This window comes from Mesorhizobium sp. PAMC28654, from assembly GCF_020616515.1.
Taxonomy (GTDB): domain Bacteria; phylum Pseudomonadota; class Alphaproteobacteria; order Rhizobiales; family Rhizobiaceae; genus Mesorhizobium.
Genome location: NZ_CP085135.1, coordinates 6,296,709 through 6,311,143 on the forward strand (window position 1 = coordinate 6,296,709; position 14,435 = coordinate 6,311,143).

At 61.7% G+C, this 14,435-nt stretch carries 21 protein-coding genes, 1 pseudogene and 1 riboswitch; of the genes and pseudogenes, 8 read left to right on the top strand and 14 right to left on the bottom strand.

Annotated features, from left to right (window positions below; genetic code table 11):
• Positions 1–38: 38 nt before the first annotated feature.
• Positions 39–329 (bottom strand): hypothetical protein, encoded by a 291-nt coding sequence (locus tag LGH82_RS31165; RefSeq protein ID WP_227346358.1) that lies wholly within the window; start codon positions 327–329, stop codon positions 39–41.
• Positions 330–834: 505 nt separating this feature from the next.
• Here LGH82_RS31165 and LGH82_RS31170 point away from each other — a divergent pair.
• From LGH82_RS31170 to LGH82_RS33410, 5 genes are all read left to right on the top strand, one after another.
• On the top strand, positions 835–1,497 hold the full coding sequence (locus tag LGH82_RS31170; protein WP_227346359.1) for a hypothetical protein: 663 nt from the start codon (positions 835–837) through the stop codon (positions 1,495–1,497).
• A 43-nt stretch (positions 1,498–1,540) separates the two neighbouring features.
• Positions 1,541–2,602: a PAS domain S-box protein gene (locus LGH82_RS31175; RefSeq protein ID WP_227346360.1), complete on the top strand. Its 1,062-nt coding sequence runs from the start codon at positions 1,541–1,543 to the stop codon at positions 2,600–2,602.
• Between the two features lie 145 nt (positions 2,603–2,747).
• The gene (locus LGH82_RS31180) at positions 2,748–3,278 is read left to right on the top strand and encodes an MgtC/SapB family protein (RefSeq protein ID WP_227346361.1); all 531 of its coding nucleotides are present in this window, start codon (positions 2,748–2,750) and stop codon (positions 3,276–3,278) included.
• Between the two features lie 190 nt (positions 3,279–3,468).
• On the top strand, positions 3,469–3,774 hold the full coding sequence (locus LGH82_RS31185) for a hypothetical protein (RefSeq protein WP_319799905.1): 306 nt from the start codon (positions 3,469–3,471) through the stop codon (positions 3,772–3,774).
• A 167-nt stretch (positions 3,775–3,941) separates the two neighbouring features.
• Positions 3,942–4,073, top strand: a complete 132-nt coding sequence (locus LGH82_RS33410) for a hypothetical protein (RefSeq protein WP_264484346.1) — start codon at positions 3,942–3,944, stop codon at positions 4,071–4,073.
• A gap of 61 nt (positions 4,074–4,134) precedes the next feature.
• Here LGH82_RS33410 and LGH82_RS31190 read toward each other — a convergent pair whose 3' ends face one another.
• The 5 genes from LGH82_RS31190 to LGH82_RS31210 form a co-directional block, all read right to left on the bottom strand.
• Positions 4,135–4,380 carry a DUF982 domain-containing protein gene (locus LGH82_RS31190; RefSeq protein ID WP_227346362.1) on the bottom strand — a complete coding sequence of 82 codons (246 nt, stop codon included), beginning with the start codon at positions 4,378–4,380 and terminating at the stop codon, positions 4,135–4,137.
• Positions 4,380–4,631 carry a DUF982 domain-containing protein gene (locus tag LGH82_RS31195; protein ID WP_227346363.1) on the bottom strand — a complete coding sequence of 84 codons (252 nt, stop codon included), beginning with the start codon at positions 4,629–4,631 and terminating at the stop codon, positions 4,380–4,382. Before LGH82_RS31195 ends, LGH82_RS31190 begins: the two co-directional genes overlap by 1 nt.
• A 69-nt stretch (positions 4,632–4,700) precedes the next feature.
• The gene (locus tag LGH82_RS31200; protein WP_227346364.1) at positions 4,701–4,880 is read right to left on the bottom strand and encodes a DUF3606 domain-containing protein; all 180 of its coding nucleotides are present in this window, start codon (positions 4,878–4,880) and stop codon (positions 4,701–4,703) included.
• 762 nt (positions 4,881–5,642) lie between these two features.
• Positions 5,643–5,834 carry a hypothetical protein gene (locus tag LGH82_RS31205; protein ID WP_227346365.1) on the bottom strand — a complete coding sequence of 64 codons (192 nt, stop codon included), beginning with the start codon at positions 5,832–5,834 and terminating at the stop codon, positions 5,643–5,645.
• 324 nt (positions 5,835–6,158) lie between these two features.
• Positions 6,159–6,329, bottom strand: coding sequence for a hypothetical protein (locus LGH82_RS31210; protein ID WP_227346366.1), 171 nt, complete (start codon positions 6,327–6,329; stop codon positions 6,159–6,161).
• Positions 6,330–6,716: 387 nt separating this feature from the next.
• On the opposite strand from LGH82_RS31210, the gene LGH82_RS31215 reads away from it, so the two are divergent.
• Positions 6,717–7,136, top strand: coding sequence for a DoxX family protein (locus tag LGH82_RS31215; protein WP_227346367.1), 420 nt, complete (start codon positions 6,717–6,719; stop codon positions 7,134–7,136).
• Between the two features lie 368 nt (positions 7,137–7,504).
• Here LGH82_RS31215 and LGH82_RS31220 read toward each other — a convergent pair whose 3' ends face one another.
• The 3 genes from LGH82_RS31220 to LGH82_RS31230 form a co-directional block, all read right to left on the bottom strand.
• The gene (locus tag LGH82_RS31220) at positions 7,505–7,939 is read right to left on the bottom strand and encodes a cupin domain-containing protein (protein WP_227346368.1); all 435 of its coding nucleotides are present in this window, start codon (positions 7,937–7,939) and stop codon (positions 7,505–7,507) included.
• A gap of 149 nt (positions 7,940–8,088) precedes the next feature.
• Positions 8,089–8,685: a TMEM175 family protein gene (locus LGH82_RS31225; protein WP_227346369.1), complete on the bottom strand. Its 597-nt coding sequence runs from the start codon at positions 8,683–8,685 to the stop codon at positions 8,089–8,091.
• Positions 8,686–8,790: 105 nt separating this feature from the next.
• Entirely contained in the window at positions 8,791–9,096 is a 306-nt protein-coding gene (locus tag LGH82_RS31230; protein ID WP_140613187.1) for a hypothetical protein, read from the bottom strand.
• Between the two features lie 178 nt (positions 9,097–9,274).
• Between LGH82_RS31230 and LGH82_RS31235 the strand changes: the two genes are divergently transcribed.
• On the top strand, positions 9,275–9,682 hold the full coding sequence (locus LGH82_RS31235) for a YbhB/YbcL family Raf kinase inhibitor-like protein (RefSeq protein WP_227346370.1): 408 nt from the start codon (positions 9,275–9,277) through the stop codon (positions 9,680–9,682).
• Between the two features lie 63 nt (positions 9,683–9,745).
• Here the strand turns inward: LGH82_RS31235 and LGH82_RS31240 are convergent, their stop codons facing one another.
• A complete protein-coding gene (locus LGH82_RS31240; protein WP_227346371.1) occupies positions 9,746–10,015 on the bottom strand; it encodes a hypothetical protein in 270 nt (89 codons plus the stop codon).
• A gap of 257 nt (positions 10,016–10,272) precedes the next feature.
• Positions 10,273–10,335, top strand: a riboswitch (Fluoride riboswitch).
• Positions 10,336–10,403: 68 nt separating this feature from the next.
• On the opposite strand from LGH82_RS31240, the pseudogene crcB reads away from it, so the two are divergent.
• Positions 10,404–10,833, top strand: a pseudogene (gene crcB / locus LGH82_RS31245) (fluoride efflux transporter CrcB).
• A 163-nt stretch (positions 10,834–10,996) separates the two neighbouring features.
• Here crcB and LGH82_RS31250 read toward each other — a convergent pair.
• The 4 genes from LGH82_RS31250 to istA all read right to left on the bottom strand — a co-directional run bounded on the left by LGH82_RS31250 (position 10,997) and on the right by istA (position 14,265).
• On the bottom strand, positions 10,997–11,350 hold the full coding sequence (locus LGH82_RS31250) for a hypothetical protein (RefSeq protein WP_227346372.1): 354 nt from the start codon (positions 11,348–11,350) through the stop codon (positions 10,997–10,999).
• A 201-nt stretch (positions 11,351–11,551) separates the two neighbouring features.
• Positions 11,552–11,788, bottom strand: a complete 237-nt coding sequence (locus LGH82_RS31255) for a hypothetical protein (protein WP_227346373.1) — start codon at positions 11,786–11,788, stop codon at positions 11,552–11,554.
• Positions 11,789–11,902: 114 nt separating this feature from the next.
• On the bottom strand, positions 11,903–12,796 hold the full coding sequence (gene istB, locus LGH82_RS31260) for an IS21-like element helper ATPase IstB (RefSeq protein WP_227344001.1): 894 nt from the start codon (positions 12,794–12,796) through the stop codon (positions 11,903–11,905).
• Positions 12,793–14,265, bottom strand: coding sequence for an IS21 family transposase (gene istA / locus LGH82_RS31265; RefSeq protein ID WP_227344002.1), 1,473 nt, complete (start codon positions 14,263–14,265; stop codon positions 12,793–12,795). The genes istB and istA overlap by 4 nt, the downstream gene beginning before the upstream one ends.
• Between the last annotated feature and the right edge of the window lie 170 nt (positions 14,266–14,435).

Genomic DNA, 14,435 nt, shown 5'->3' on the forward strand with positions numbered 1-14,435 from the left:
CGAGCATTGTCGGTGCGTTTCGGCCAACTGCAGGCGGATCAATTCGTGAAACTGCCCACCGGCTCTTCGCATCGATAGAGAGGGCACGGGCCGTCGCTTGTATTGACATAGGCCGACGTCGGCACTTGCGGGTAGCATTCAGAGCTGAACTGCTGGACATAGCGGTCATAAGTGTTCTGGCCGGTGGTCAGCACCGCCCCGTTCTGGTTCCGGATCAGCGCCTGGGCCTGTTCGCAGGTCATTTTCCGCGTGTCGGGCCGGGCCTCGGCAAAACCCGTGGCGGCGATCAGCATCGCCGCGGTGCATAGCGCAATCTTGCGAATGGTCATGACGGCATCCTCATAAACATCATCCACTAAATTCGCATCTTGCGAGGCGGTTCCGCAACAGCCCCGCTGTCACGATGCAGCGAGCGGCGGATGCCAAAATCCGGCCACACGCTTTGGCGACAACAGACCCGGCAACCAAATCGCAGGTGGCGCATTCCTGGTCATGGACAGCAGAAAACCCTACGAGACGCCGAGATGGTGGACTGGAAACCAGGACCGCCAAGGGATGTGTTGCGCCCGCTGCGGCAGTCGCGATCATGGTTATGAGCAGTGCCCGCAAAACGATTTTTCGTCCGCGCCGCCCGCTGCTTCGCCCGAAAATGGCGGTAGCCGACCTGGCTGAGCCAGCCATCCTGTCCGGGATTTTGGCTCGTTAAGAAAATTTCCACCTTGTTTGGTCCACCATCATCGCATGGGGCATGCTGCCCTGGCTCGGATTCCCGGCGCGCCGTTCGATGTGGAACGCGCCCGGCCAGTGAGGCCAGGCATGTCTTCGATATTTCCCGTGAACACCACGGCCTTGCTGATCCTGCGGCAGTCCCGCCCATTGGCCGGGTCATCCGATGGCAGCCTCGATGCCAGCGGTGCTTCGGGACTGATCGGCGCCGGTTCGCCGCTGACGCAGGCGCGGGCAAAAATCTCCGATGCCATGTTCAGCGTCAACAGCGTTGACCCAACGGAGATGAAGGTCAGGCTGATCGAGCGCCTGGGCGAGGAATTCGGCATCAAGCAAAGCGACTACACCTCGGTCGCCTCTTATGGCTGGGACATTAGAAGGGCTGTCGACGAACTGAAGGCGAAACCCGGCTCGGCGCTGGCAATCGCGGCGATCGAAAAGAGGCTGGGGCTGGACAGGCTGGGTGTCTCGCTCGACGATCTCGTCGATGCGACCATCGATCCGAAGAGCGACGGCGGCAAAAAGCTCGACGCGGCGCTGGCGAAACAGGCAGGTTGGCCAAGGGCAGGGGATTCACCGGCTCGCTCCAGCCGGACGAGATCGGAATCTACGGCCGCTGAGGCGAATTCCCGCCAGGGACTTCGCCGTGCGCCAGCCTCGCAAGGATCAGCTCCCGACAACGCCTCTGACAGGCCGGGCGAGCGCGAATACGGAATGTCGAGCACTGATCGCAACCAAAATGCCTCGCCGTGCATTGCTTGGCACGGGTGACTAAATTCCGTGGTGGTCGCGGACCGGAGAGGCAGGCAGGGGCATGACAGAATTGGCGGGCATTGGTCTGACCGTCATCCCAGCCAGCGCAAGGCTGGCGGCTATTGTCGATTCCTCCTTCGATGCCATCATCAGCAAGGATATGAACAGCGTCATCACCAGCTGGAACGGGGCGGCGCAACGCATGTTCGGTTACACGTCCGAGGAGGCGGTCGGCCGGTCCATACTCATGCTCATCCCCGATCATCTCAGGGACGAAGAGGCGGATATCATCGGCCGGGTTCGCCAAGGCGAGCGCGTGGCCAGCTATGAGACCGTCCGTCAGCGCAAGGACGGCAGCTTCGTGGCGGTGTCGCTGACCGTCTCGCCGATCAGGAATGAAGCGGGCGAGATCATAGGCGCGTCGAAGATCGCGCGCGACATCACCGCGACCAAGGAGAGCGAGCGCCGGATCAGGCTCCTGATGCGGGAGGTGAACCATCGCGTCAAGAACCAGTTCGCGGTGATCCTGTCCATGGTCAGGGAGACAGGCAGGCGCTCGACCGACCCGCGCGAGTTCGAGGAACTGATCCGCTCCCGCATCATGGCGCTGTCGCGGTCGCATGACCTGCTAGTGAATTCGGAGTGGGCGGGAGCCAGCCTCTTCGACCTCATCCAGGAGCATCTCAAGCCGTTCGGCCACGAAGGGCAGGTGTCGCTGTCTGGACCGCTTCTGACCCTGCAGCCGAACGCGGTGCAGAATCTCGGCATGGCATTTCACGAACTTGGCACCAACTCGTCCAAGTACGGCGCGCTTGCCAGCGGCAACGGGCGGCTCGAGATCACCTGGCAGATCGCTACCGGCATTTCGGGCGAACGGGAACTTCGGCTGATCTGGGACGAGACATCGCCTGTTCGTGCCGGGGAGACCGAAAGCACGCGCAAGGGGTTTGGCACCATCGTGCTGCAGCGGGTCGCACCGCAATCGCTGAATGGTTCGGCGGTCCTGGAGCGTTGTCCCGGCCATGTCACCTGGGCCCTGACCGCGCCGCTGGATTCGATCATCGTTCCGCAACTCGGCGTCGAGATAAAAGCCGCCGAAAGCGTGCCGGCCTTCGGCCTGTGAGTTTCAGGCACCGGCTCCGCCATGTCATTGGCATCGGTGCCGGATGACCCGGCTCCCGTCCAGGTGGGTTTCGATTTCACAAGGGGCCGAAGGGAACTGGCGCGCGGCGGTTACGTTGTGGGCGTCAGGCTTTCAGAGGGAATTCATGGAACAACTCATCGAGGAATTCGGCCATCCCACCTACACGTCGTTTCCGGTCATCGCGGCACGACTTCTCCTGGCGACGCTTTTCGGCGCTGTCATCGGCTTCGAGCGTGAATGGCGCAATCGTCCCGCCGGGCTGCGCACTCATGTTCTCGTCTGCCTGGCGGCAGCGACATTCGGTATCCTGACCATCGAGATCATCCATGCGCCGATGTTCGCGCGGGAGTCGGTCAAGGTCGATCCGATCCGCGTTGTCGAGGCGGTCACCGCCGGCGTTGCCTTCCTGGCCGCCGGCTCAATCATGCTTTCCCGGGGCGAAGTACACGGCCTGACGACGGGTGCCGGCATGTGGCTTGCCGGCGGCATCGGCCTGGCATGCGGGCTTGGCCTGTGGCAGGTGGCCGGCTTCGGAACGCTGCTGGTGCTGATCGTCTCGGGCCTGCTGGCGCGCCTGTGGATCCCGACGAGCGACGAGCCGCCAAAGCCGCAATCGAAATCGCCGCGCGCTTCCACCACAAAACGCCGAACCTAGCGCGTTGGTCGCCGTCATGGCGCTCCACAGGGGCGCGTCTGACGACCGCCCTATATCCACGGTTGGTCCCGCCAGCGCGGATGCCATCCGTTTTTCCGGCCAACCTTTTTGCAACATGGACGTTAGCCCTTCGTAATACGAAGGAGATGCCCATGCTGGCCAGGTCCGATACGTCGAGAAGAGGGAGGCGATGATGAAGCCGCTTCTCATGCTGACTGTCGCCCTGACGCTCACGACGGCGCCCGCCACGGCCCAGACCGAGCAGGGCGACAACCCGCGGGCGGCGACCCGGCCGACGGAAAAATGCCGTGCGCAAACGGACAGCAGCAAGCAAAAGCCCGCCGACAACACGCTCAGCGAGACGCTGGACAATTGCGGCGGTGTGCTGAATCCGCCCGCCACCGGCGACCAGGGCATGACGACGCCGCCTCCGGCCGAGGGCAACACGCCGGTGATCAAGCCAGGCGAGGTGCCGGCGCAACCGCCGAAACAGTAGTCATTGGCATGAGGAGCAGAGTAAAGGCGGGGAAACCCGCCTTTCAGCTTTTTTGGACTCACCACTCAATTCTTCCGAAGGACAGAATTACGGCGCGATGAGGACGAGGAACCTCCGCGTTAACAAAACGTTTCTGTCACAAGAGAAAATCTGAAAAGGAATTGAACGTGAGAAATATTGCCAGCACCGCTGCATTTCTTGCCTCGATCGCCATCGTGATCGTCATGATGCTGATGGCTCCGAAGAATTTTGGTTTTGATTCTTCCCATCCCATTGTTGAGGCTGGCGCATCGAAATAGGGCGAGGCACATGGTTCCAGTGGCTTGGGATTCCAGGGAGCCTAGTTGCCTGAACAGGGCTCTATCCAACCACCACGCCGGCATGGTCGCATAGCGCCGTAAAGACTTCCTGGGCTTGGGAAGCGCTCTCATCACCATTCATGGCTGCTTCGACCGTCTCGCGCGCGGCCTGATAGAAAGGGCCGCGCCTGGCATGTGGCCAATCGATCAGGATTTCGCTTGCGTCCTTGAGGGTCGCGACATGGCGGATCGTGTCCGAACCATGCGGCTTGATCCGCATCGGTGCGACCATGGGCAGGTCAACCATCAGGATCTCCCGCCGTCGGACAGCACCGCGGCTTCGCGCGCGGCATCGATCATGGCCTTCATCGCCTTCTCAGGCGGTGTCCAGCCGTCGAGAGCATCACGGCAACTGCGCACCGCTGCCCGGTACCGGCGGCCGCCATGTGTCGGCCAATCCCCCAGGCATTCAAGGCCTTCCCAGGCGCTGCGTACGACGCGTTCCCGTGCCGGGCCGAATTTCAACCTGACCGGGTGAGGGAAAATCTTGTCGTTCAAGGTGGTTCTCCGTCGCTTGGAACGCCGGATAACGCTACTGACTGCCCGAGGTTCCTGCCCGGAACGGTTTTAGCTCCGTGCGGCCATGTAGGAGTCGAGTTTGCGCCGCGACGGGCCATAACGCTTGATGATGGTCTGGGCTTCGCTCTGTGGGATGCCGTATTTCCGCGCGAAGGCGGCGGCTTCGTAGGGTTCTTCACCGGCGACCGGTTTGCGATCCAGGCTGGTCTTCGATTTGACGTCTGTCATGGGAAAATCCTCATATCTGTTGCCGGAGGAGCCAGGTCTCATTCGCCTGACTGCATTGCCACGGTGGCTCGGGGACGGCCCGGCTGTTTGACGGTACAGATGGGGACTGCGGGCCCGGCATACAACGGTCAAGGCCCGCCAGCGCGGTTGCCCCTGCGGACCCCGCCCTGCCTCCGCGATCAGGAAGGCGCCTGCATGGCTTGCGATGCCTGTTCCGCGTCAGCTTCGTGGGGTTGCGGGCAGGTGGTGCACCGGGTGCTTTGTCCGGGGCAGCCACGCTGTTGCGTGCCGGCGGGACAGCAATGACCATTGGTGTCGTCCCACCGATGGCACTGGAAAACCTGGCCCGCACCGCCGCAGCCATGGCATTCCGGCGCCGTTGACCGGACCAGAAGTGAACGCACCCCGTACTTCGCACTTACGCCCGACATATGCCCCCACTCGAATGCCTGCCACGGCATATCAGCCCAAGCTTATATTAAAACGGGAGCAGTTACAGATAAGTTTCACGGCGCCGGAGCCCGATGGACCCGGTCGAGCGCAAGGCGGTTTCATCCGGATTGAATCCGGTTTCTCCTCTATCCTTTTGTTGGAAATATCTTTTCCGGTAGCCGGCCCCTGCCTTTCGGGTTCGAAGACGGCCCAGGTCGGCCTGCTGACGGACAGCCGTGGCAGGCTGGTGTCGACCCGCATTGCAGGCAAGTCCTGCAACTCTACCCCGTAGCGGTGCGACCGGAATCCGCTCGGTTTTCGGATGGCGCTTCAGGCCGGCTTCAGATGCATGGCCGACAGATACATGAGCGCCGAGGCGGCCTGCCTGCGGTCCCAGCCGGCGGCCTCGACCTTATCGAGGAGCGCCTCGAGGTGAGGGGAAAGCACGTCCCGGCATTCCTTCTCATAGGCGGCGTGCATTGCCTTGTGTTGCGGGGCATTGATGGTGAGTGCCTTGGCCATGTCCGATTTCCCCTCCGTCCAGTTCATGAATCTATAACACCCGCACAGGAATCGGAATCGATTTCTGCGAGCCCGGCACATGGATTCAACGGCTTAGAGGCTTTCTGGCCACCCGTTTCGGCAGCCGGCTTGCCCTACCGTATGGGGCGTGCGTCGGATTTCACGCGGATCGTCCGCTTGTCGGCATGCGGAAGCCGCTTTGGCGCAGGGCACCCGCCCGCGCAAGCGCATGGCTTCGCGGCCGCCGAGGCTTGGCGTCAAGATGAACGGACTGGCGAGCATTGATGCGCAAAACCCGGCAAGGGGCTGCCGGGTAAGGCCTGCTCAGCGGTCGTCGGCCAGCGTATTCTCGATTGCCGCGATGTTGAGCTCCAGCCGTGCCACCATCTGCAACGTGCTTGCGCTCGGCATTGTCGCCATCTCGGCCGCCGCGTAGAGGAGCTGGCGTTGCTCAGCCTTCAGGCGCGCCAGCAATGACTGCAGTTTTTGTTCCATGTCCCATTCCCCCTTGGCTCGTTGTGCGTCCAAACGGAGGCGCAGCGTGTCCCAAGTTGTTGAATCCATGCATCGTGGGTGCCGAAAACCGGTTCCGGTCCTCCGGCCGATGCAACAGCCCGCTCGCGGCCTATAAGGCAGATGGCACAACGTCTCAAGGACGATCGGAGAGCAGCCATGAACAATCCGTTCAGCCATGCGAATTCGTGGCGAATTCGTGCGGATTTCCGCACCTCCGCCACGTCGGCTGCCCGCCCGCGCTGGCTGCCGAGAAGTCGGGGAACCTTGAGCGGACCAGCATCCGGCAAAAAAAGTTTGACGAGCCTGTAGGCGGCGGCCACGGTTGGCCGTCCTTTGGGGAAACCAACACCCCTGGGGGACCAAGTCATGTCATCGGAAACCGTTCAATCGCCGCTGAAAACGTCAGCCATTCTCATCGGCCGCCTGATCTTCGCCGCCGTCTTCCTGATGGCCGTGTCTTTCAAATTCATGGGCATGGGCGCCACCGCCGGCTACATCGCCGCCGCTGGATTTCCCTTTCCCTTGTTCCTGGCCTGGTGCGCGGCGCTGCTTGAATGCGCCCTGGTCATCTGCTTCCTGACTGGCGCCTTCTTTTCACAGGCCGCCCTTGTCGCCGCCGTCTATGTCCTGTTCCTCGGCTTTTCCTTTCATGGGCCAGGACACTGGGCCGCCAACCAGGATGAGTTCGGCTTCTTCATCGACCATTTCACGTTCCTGGCCGGACTGCTGTTCGCCGCCGTCAACGGGCCAGGCCGCGTGCTGACGCTGACTCCCGGCGGATCCTGACCTGGGCAAGCTTTGACGATGTGGCGAGCAATCGTCGCATCGTTATTGCGATCGTTGGCCCCAGCAGACCTTCGGGTTTGCAGGTTGGCATTCATTGTTCCATGGCCAGGGGCCAAATGTGTGGGAGCTCGTTGTCATCCGGATGGCGACATGTGGTGCGGCGGGCTCCGCCCCTTGACTTCGCTGCATTCCGTCCCAGTTTGATGAGGCGGGAGTTTTCAAAATGCGACACAGCTGGCGAAAGCCGTCCAGTTTCCTGGAACGGTATTTCGGCGTGGTCATCGCCGTTGGCCTGGTTGCCGGATTGTCGCTGATGGCGATGCTTGGCTATACGCCTTGATGCCATCGCTCTCCACAGGCTCCTCGCTTCAACCCGGCCGCGGCGCGACGGGGATCAGGCCATGGCGCAGCATGACCTCTTTCATCTTTACCGGGTCGGGCGCGCCGGCGCCAAGGAGCGCGGCGATCTCGCGGAAATAGCCGGGGCCCAGCGCACCCGGCGTGAGCACGCAGAGGCACGTCGCCGGCGCTTGCGTCTTGTTGGCGAAGCCATGCACCACGCCGCGCCTGATGAAGGCGGATTGTCCGGGGCCAATGGCAGTGTCCTGACCGTCGATGTGGAAATTGATGGTGCCGTCCAGCCCATAGACGGCCTCGTCCCAGCTCTCGTGATAATGCGGGACCGGCATGCGGGCATTGGGCTGCGCCGTCATCTCGAACATGTCGATGCCGCCGTCGGTGGTCTCCCTGGACTGCAGGAACCGCAGCTCCAGCCCGCCAATGCTTATCGTTTCGGTTGCCATCTTCCGCTCCTTCAGGGCGTCCGGTCGCGCGCGGCGCCGGAAAAGGCATCATCATCACCCTGTGCGAAAAAAGCCAAGGCCTACTTGGCCTCATCTGCCGTTCCCCGAGCAGAGCGCCGCAAAAGGCCTGCTCAATTCCCAGGGAACGCCTATTGCGGCCTCAGCCAGTTGGCGAGCAGGGTCAGCGGCCAGATCAGTATGTAGGCGATGGAGGCATCGGTCGGCCGCACGAAGGCGACGGCCACACTGGCCAGCGCGCTGATGCCGATGATCAATGCCGACCGCCAGCCAGTATCGTGGCCCTCGGCCGTGCCGTCCGAAAACAGCGCCGGGTGGGCCCGAAGATGCAGGTTGCGCAGCACCGCCACCAGTTGGATGGCAACGATGTTGACGGCGTAGATGATGTGCGACTGCGGCAGTTCGTCATGCTCGCCGATCAGCGTGGTGGTGAAGGGCACGACGCTGGTCACCAGCAGCCAGAGCACCACCAGCCTGAACAGCCGCCCGTCGATATGGCCGACCTGGCGGAAATCCTTGACATGGCGCTGCCAGCAGAGCGCCAGGATGAGGAAGCTCACCACCCATGAAACGATCTTCGGCCGCAGCGTGGCGAGCGCGCCGAACAGATCGCCATGGATATCGTCGGGCAGCTTCAACCCGAAGACGAGCAGCGTCATGGTGATGGCGAGAATGCCATCGACGAGGGCGTCCAGGCGATTGCGGGGGAGGTAGGATGGTGCCGGCATTTTCCGGTTATACGCGATGGCGTATAAATTTGGATATACGCGACAAAAGCTGGTCGAGCGATCAGGACCGGCCGGCTTCAAATGCACGACAGCTGCGTGGCGGCTTCACATCTGGTCGTTGTAGGCTTCTTTCATTTGGCCGACCATTCGCGCCAGTTTTGAAAATGAAGGAATGTCGGCTTCCGGCTGGCACTGATTGGCCAGTTCCAGCAGCCGGATCGGGAAATTGACGGCGTCGCGGCTCGATGACGACATGCCCTCTGACCGTTCTTCGCTGGTCTCGCTGGCTTCGGCCTTCCGCAAGGCGATGTCGATTTCCTCGGCGGAGAGTACACCCTTGCGGACTAGCGCGTGGTTGATGGCTGCTATTGCCATCAGCAGACCTTCGATTTGCAGATTGGCTACGTTCATGGCTTTGCTCCCATTGACAGGGTCCAACGCGCGACGGCCGGTTACGATCCGAATGACAGTCGGGCCTCGCAAGGCGCGCCGCGCATGAACTGATTCATGCGAAGCGCTTAAGCCGTTGTTTCCATGCAGGTCTGACCCTTCGGACGTGGCCGCGATGCCTTGCGTGCGAAATGCGACTATGATGGCCTTGGGCTGGGTTCGAAGCAGGGAGGTTGTCTTGCGCCTTTTACTGGCTATTGGTTTTGCCGTGGCGATGACGACGGCAGCGTCCGCCGGCATGACGATGAATTTCGAATGGGGCCCGACGGCCAAGTGCTTTGATCCGAAATCGCCGCCGATCACGCTTTCCGGTGTTCCCGCCGGGACGAAGACCCTGGCGTTCAACATGGTCGATCTGGATGCTCCCAGCTTCAAGCATGGCGGTGGCACGGTTGCCTTCGGCGGCCAGAAAAATCTGCCCTATGGAGCGTTCAGCTATCGCGGACCATGCCCACCCAGGCCGCATACCTACGAGATCTCGGTGAGGGCACTCGATGGCAGCGGCAAAGCCCTCGGCACTGCAAAAGCGCGACGACGTTTTCCCTGACGCCGTCGTTTCCTTGACGCAATTCCTGACGGAAAACCGTTTCACACTTTTCCCGAAATTGCTTCAGCCCTCGCTCCAGCGCTCGCCATATTCGCGCCACAGCGCCTTCACTTCCAGGCTGCCGAGGCGGCGCGTCGACGGATCGCCATAGGCGATGGCGACGGCGCTGATGTCGTAGTGGAGATGAGCGGAAGCGACGAACCGGATTGCCTCGCCCAGCGAACGGCTGCCGATGACCGGATCGGCCTGTCCCCGACCAAGGCTGCGGATGCCGGAAACCGTGGCCGGTGCATGGCGCATCCTGAAGACGGATGCCATGGCTGGTCTGTCCATGTTGCCTCCGAGTCCCCCGGACGGATGATTCCACAACCGTTGGCGGATAACCAGCCCACACGAAAAGCTGGTTCCAGCGCCGGCTGGAGAGGTTGCCGAACGGCAAGCCGGTTGCCGGGTGGGGGCAATTGTGCTATTGATTCAGGTATAGCGCTGATTTGCGCCGTGACCTTCCAGACCCGCCGCCGAGGCGGGTTTTTTGTTTTCACTCCGCGCAAAGCCGCCGGCTTGTCGAACCGGTTGATGTCTGGCATCCTGACCGCGATGGGAATGGAGTTCTCCCGAAACCGCCGATAATGGCTGATGACTCCTGCCGCGAAACCGCGGTGGGAATCTGTCGATCCCGCCGCAATGGCGGGCTTCGTGCTCGCCTCAGAGAGGATCGAGCATGTCGTTCACGAATTGTCTTCTGGTCATGGTTGGCGGCGCGCTGGGCACGCTGGCGCGCTATCTCGTCTCCACATGGGCGCTGCCGGTGAGCAGCCAGCTGCCCTGGGGCACGATCGTCATCAACATCAGCGGCTCGCTGCTGATCGGCTTCTTCGGCACGCTGACCCTGGCCAGCGGGCGGTATCCGGCCTCCGAAAGCCTGCGCCTGTTCGTGATGATCGGCCTGTGGCGGCTACACGACGTTCTCCTCGTTCAGCCTGCAGACGCTGGACTTGCTACGGGCTGGCGGGCTCGGCCGGGCGGCGCTCAACATCGGCCTGTCGGTGGTGCTGTGCGTGGGCGCGGTGGCGCTCGGCCACGTCATCGCCGCCCGCATCAATGGCGGTGGCGTGCAGATCGCCCAGATCAGCATTGAGGAAGAGGCTTAGGAGCGGGCTTCTATTGAGCAAGGAATTTTTTCCTAGAAAATCGTTGCCCGGGTGAGGGCAGCAATGTTATATATTTGCCCATGGTGCTGATTTGCGCCGATGACCCGCCGCCGAGGCGGGTTTTGTGTTTCTGGCTTTGCCTGCCGTATTTGCCGACCGCCCTTTACCTCGACTGCGGTGTTCGCTTGACCACCTGAAAGGTCGGTTCCTTGGCCGACAGAACGTCAAGGCATGTCCAGCCGGTCACGAAGCGATAGTGCGTTGCCGGGTTCTGTGTGAACTTCCAGGTCTCGGATTGCGTTGCCTCGAAGACGGCTCCTTCGATCCGATAGGCGAAGTGGTGGGGAACGAGACCTTCGTTGGGCGTGCTCTCATTCTCGGTGCTCAGCGGCATTTCATCGAGAATGCGGATGATCACCGAATGATTGGTGAACAGCACACGCAAGACATGGTGTTCGTCGCCGGGGATTATGAAGTCCGCGACGACCTCGTCGTCCGTCCAGCGCAATTCGCGCAAGTCGCTTTGGACGCAGTCGAAGTCGGGACTTACAGCGATGGGATGGTATCGAGGCAAATCAGGTCCGCTTTCCAGTTGGCTATTGCGACAGGAAACAGCCCACTGCATCGCCTACGACATAGGAGGCACGGAGGCTGCCGTCGCTGTCCTTGAACAGCAGAACGAATGCACTCGTCCCGACGTCGAAAGCCAGAAAATAACCTAGGCGGTCGTCGCTGACCACGGCGTAAGGGGCGGCAGGCGCATCCGCGTGCTTCCCGAATGCACAATGGCGTCAGCCCAGTATGGCTCGACCAAGGCGTCCTTCATTGCCTGCACACCTTCGACAAAGAACGTGTCTGGCAACGGCGTGCCCACAAGGCCCTCCGGACGCTCGATCACGTAAGTGTCGATTTCCATTCTGACCAACCGTCTGATTTCCTGAAGATCCACGCCCATACCTCATTCCGCCATCATCATCTTCCCATCTAGCCACCATTTCCACAACGCGCGGCGCACTGGCTATAGCGCGACGATCTGGATGAGACGTGAGCGGCGATCTGGATGAGATTCTCAGGTCGCGGTCACGTGCAAATTATCATGCTGATTGTCGCTGGCAAGGCCTTCATCTATTTCTGATTGCCGCTCCGCGACAAGTTCGTGTTTGTTCTTGATTGTCGCGTAAGAGGCTGGCCTGCCGCGCTGGCGTTTGGCTTCCATGGCGGATCTGCGCCGGTAGCTTTCGACGTTCATCTCGAAGATCGTTGCGTGGTGAACAAGTCGGTCCACTGCGGCGAGGGTCATGGCGGGGTCCGGAAAGATTCTGTTCCATTCTCCGAAGGGCTGATTGGCGGTGATCATGATGGAACGCCGCTCATATCTTGCGCAGATGAGTTCGAAGAGCACGCTCGTTTCGGCCTGGTCCTTGGTGACGTAGGCCAGATCGTCGAGGATGAGCAGATCGAACTTGTCGAGCTTGGCGATGGCGGCTTCGAGCTGCAGCTCTCGCCGCGCGATCTGGAGCTTCTGCACGAGATCGGTGGTTCGGGCGAACTGCACGCGCCAGCCGTTCTCAATGAGGGCGAGTCCGATCGCTGCCGCAAGATGCGACTTTCCGCCACCGGGTGGGCCGAACAACAGGATATTGGCGCCCTTGGCGAGCCAGCTGTCACCGGCGGTCATGGCCATGACCTGGGCCTTGGAGACCATGGGTACGGCGTCGAAGGCGAAGCTGTCGAGCGTCTTTCCGGGCGGCAGATGCGCTTCGGCCAGATGCCGTTCGATCCTGCGATGTGCCCGTTCGGCCAGCTCATGCTCGGCGATGGCCGAGAGGAACCGGGCGGCGGGCCACCCCTCTCTATCGGCCTGCTCGGCAAATTGCGCCCAGAGCGTCTTGATCGTCGGTAGCCGGAGTTCGTTGAGCATGATGCCGAGGCGGGCTTCGTCGATGGTGTGGGCGTTGCTCATGCGACGTCTCCCACATGGGTTGCCCCGATCAGGGCTTCATAGCCGTTAAGGGAAGCGAGTTGCACCAAGACGGTCGGCAGCCGTGCGGGGTCCGGGCCGAGGAGGGTTCGCAAGACGGCAATATCGGGCAGGTCGCCGGCGTCGAGGGTCTCGGTGAGTTGCTCGGCAAGCTCACGCTCGCAGCCTCGATCGTGGGCCAGCGCCAGCAGATCGACCATGATCTTGCACGCCTGCCTGTCCGGCAGCCGCTCAATGAGCTCGTCGAAGGCCCTGCGGTATTCCTGCCGCGGGAAGAGCTTGTCACGATAGACGAGATTAAGAAGCGCCATCGGCTTTTTGCGCAGGGAATGGATGACGTGCCGATAGTTGACGACCTGATCGTGCCTCCCGTCGGCATGGCCTCGGCCCCTGGGCAGCGTCATCAGCTTTGTTCCTCCCATAAAGACCTCGAGGCGATCATCGAACAGGCGGATGCGAAGCCGATGTCCGATCAGGCGGGAGGGAACGGTGTAGAAGACCTTGCGCAAGGTGAAGCCGCCGGTCCGCGACACGGTGACGACCACCTCCTCGAAGTCGCTGGTCCGCTGGTCTGGAAGTTCCTGCAGTTGAGGGCGTTCGGCATCGATGCGCTTGCCATGATTGGCGTTGTGCCGGCTGACGATCTCGTCGATGAAGGCTCGATACGCGCCGAGATCGTCGAAATTTCTGCTGCCGCGCATCAGAAGGGCGTCACGGATGGCATCCTTGAGATGGCCATGGCTGCTTTCGATCGAACCGTTCTCGTGCGCGATGCCCTTGTTGTTGCGGGTCGGCGTCATGCGGTAGTGCGCGCAAAGCTCTTCGTAGCGATGCGTGAGATCCTCCTTCGCATCGGCGCTGAGGTTGCGGAAAGCCGCCGACAGGCTGTCGCTGCGATGATAGAGCGGCGCTCCCCCAAGCGACCACAGCGCGTTCTGCAGTCCTTCGGCCAGGGCCACGAAGCTCTCGCCGCCGAGAATGACATGGGTGTGTTCAAAGCCGGACCAGGCGAGCCGGAAGTGGTAGAGTAGATGATCAAGAGACTGGCCGGCGATCGACACGTCAAGGCTGCCCATGTCGGTAAAATCCGATAGCCCGAGTCGGCCGGGTTCGTGAAGCTGGCGGAAGATAACCTCCTGCTCTTCGCCGTGGATGGCACGCCATGACCGGATGCGCCGCTCCAGCGTTCGGCGAATGCCCGCGCTCAGTTCCGGGTGCCGCCGCAGCATCTCCTCATAGATGGCGACAACACGGATGCCTGGCGCCGCCTTCAAAAGGGGAACGACCTCGGCATCGAAGATATGCTCGAGAGGGTCAGGCCTCCGCCGGCCACGAGCCTTTTGCTTTTGCGATGGCAGGTGCGCGTCCGTCTTGATGCGATAGGCCGTCGCCCTGCTGATCGACGCCTTGGCGGCGGCGACCTCGATAGAATTGTTTTGTCGGTACTTCATAAAAAGCCTCGTCTGATGATCGGTTACATGGCGACCCGGCACAAAGATGGTTCTCCATTCCAGAAAACCACCAAGCTACCGGGCCGACCGCGATCATAAGACGCTGAAAAATTGCGCGGCGGCGGGGGTGTAACTCCGGTCGGGCTACGCCCTCCCTTCGTCACACCCCC

Bases quoted from the DNA above. Each gene is read 5' to 3' on its own strand.
- LGH82_RS31165 (WP_227346358.1), bottom strand. From the start codon at position 329: ATGACCATTCGCAAGATTGCGCTATGCACCGCGGCGATGCTGATCGCC.
- LGH82_RS31175 (WP_227346360.1), top strand. From the start codon at position 1,541: ATGACAGAATTGGCGGGCATTGGTCTGACCGTCATCCCAGCCAGCGCA.
- LGH82_RS31180 (WP_227346361.1), top strand. From the start codon at position 2,748: ATGGAACAACTCATCGAGGAATTCGGCCATCCCACCTACACGTCGTTT.
- LGH82_RS31185 (WP_319799905.1), top strand. From the start codon at position 3,469: ATGATGAAGCCGCTTCTCATGCTGACTGTCGCCCTGACGCTCACGACG.
- LGH82_RS31190 (WP_227346362.1), bottom strand. From the start codon at position 4,380: ATGGTTGACCTGCCCATGGTCGCACCGATGCGGATCAAGCCGCATGGT.
- LGH82_RS31200 (WP_227346364.1), bottom strand. From the start codon at position 4,880: ATGACAGACGTCAAATCGAAGACCAGCCTGGATCGCAAACCGGTCGCC.
- LGH82_RS31205 (WP_227346365.1), bottom strand. From the start codon at position 5,834: ATGGCCAAGGCACTCACCATCAATGCCCCGCAACACAAGGCAATGCAC.
- LGH82_RS31210 (WP_227346366.1), bottom strand. From the start codon at position 6,329: ATGGAACAAAAACTGCAGTCATTGCTGGCGCGCCTGAAGGCTGAGCAA.
- LGH82_RS31215 (WP_227346367.1), top strand. From the start codon at position 6,717: ATGTCATCGGAAACCGTTCAATCGCCGCTGAAAACGTCAGCCATTCTC.
- LGH82_RS31220 (WP_227346368.1), bottom strand. From the start codon at position 7,939: ATGGCAACCGAAACGATAAGCATTGGCGGGCTGGAGCTGCGGTTCCTG.
- LGH82_RS31225 (WP_227346369.1), bottom strand. From the start codon at position 8,685: ATGCCGGCACCATCCTACCTCCCCCGCAATCGCCTGGACGCCCTCGTC.
- LGH82_RS31230 (WP_140613187.1), bottom strand. From the start codon at position 9,096: ATGAACGTAGCCAATCTGCAAATCGAAGGTCTGCTGATGGCAATAGCA.
- LGH82_RS31235 (WP_227346370.1), top strand. From the start codon at position 9,275: ATGATGGCCTTGGGCTGGGTTCGAAGCAGGGAGGTTGTCTTGCGCCTT.
- LGH82_RS31240 (WP_227346371.1), bottom strand. From the start codon at position 10,015: ATGGACAGACCAGCCATGGCATCCGTCTTCAGGATGCGCCATGCACCG.
- LGH82_RS31255 (WP_227346373.1), bottom strand. From the start codon at position 11,788: ATGGGCGTGGATCTTCAGGAAATCAGACGGTTGGTCAGAATGGAAATC.
- istB (WP_227344001.1), bottom strand. From the start codon at position 12,796: ATGAGCAACGCCCACACCATCGACGAAGCCCGCCTCGGCATCATGCTC.
- istA (WP_227344002.1), bottom strand. From the start codon at position 14,265: ATGAAGTACCGACAAAACAATTCTATCGAGGTCGCCGCCGCCAAGGCG.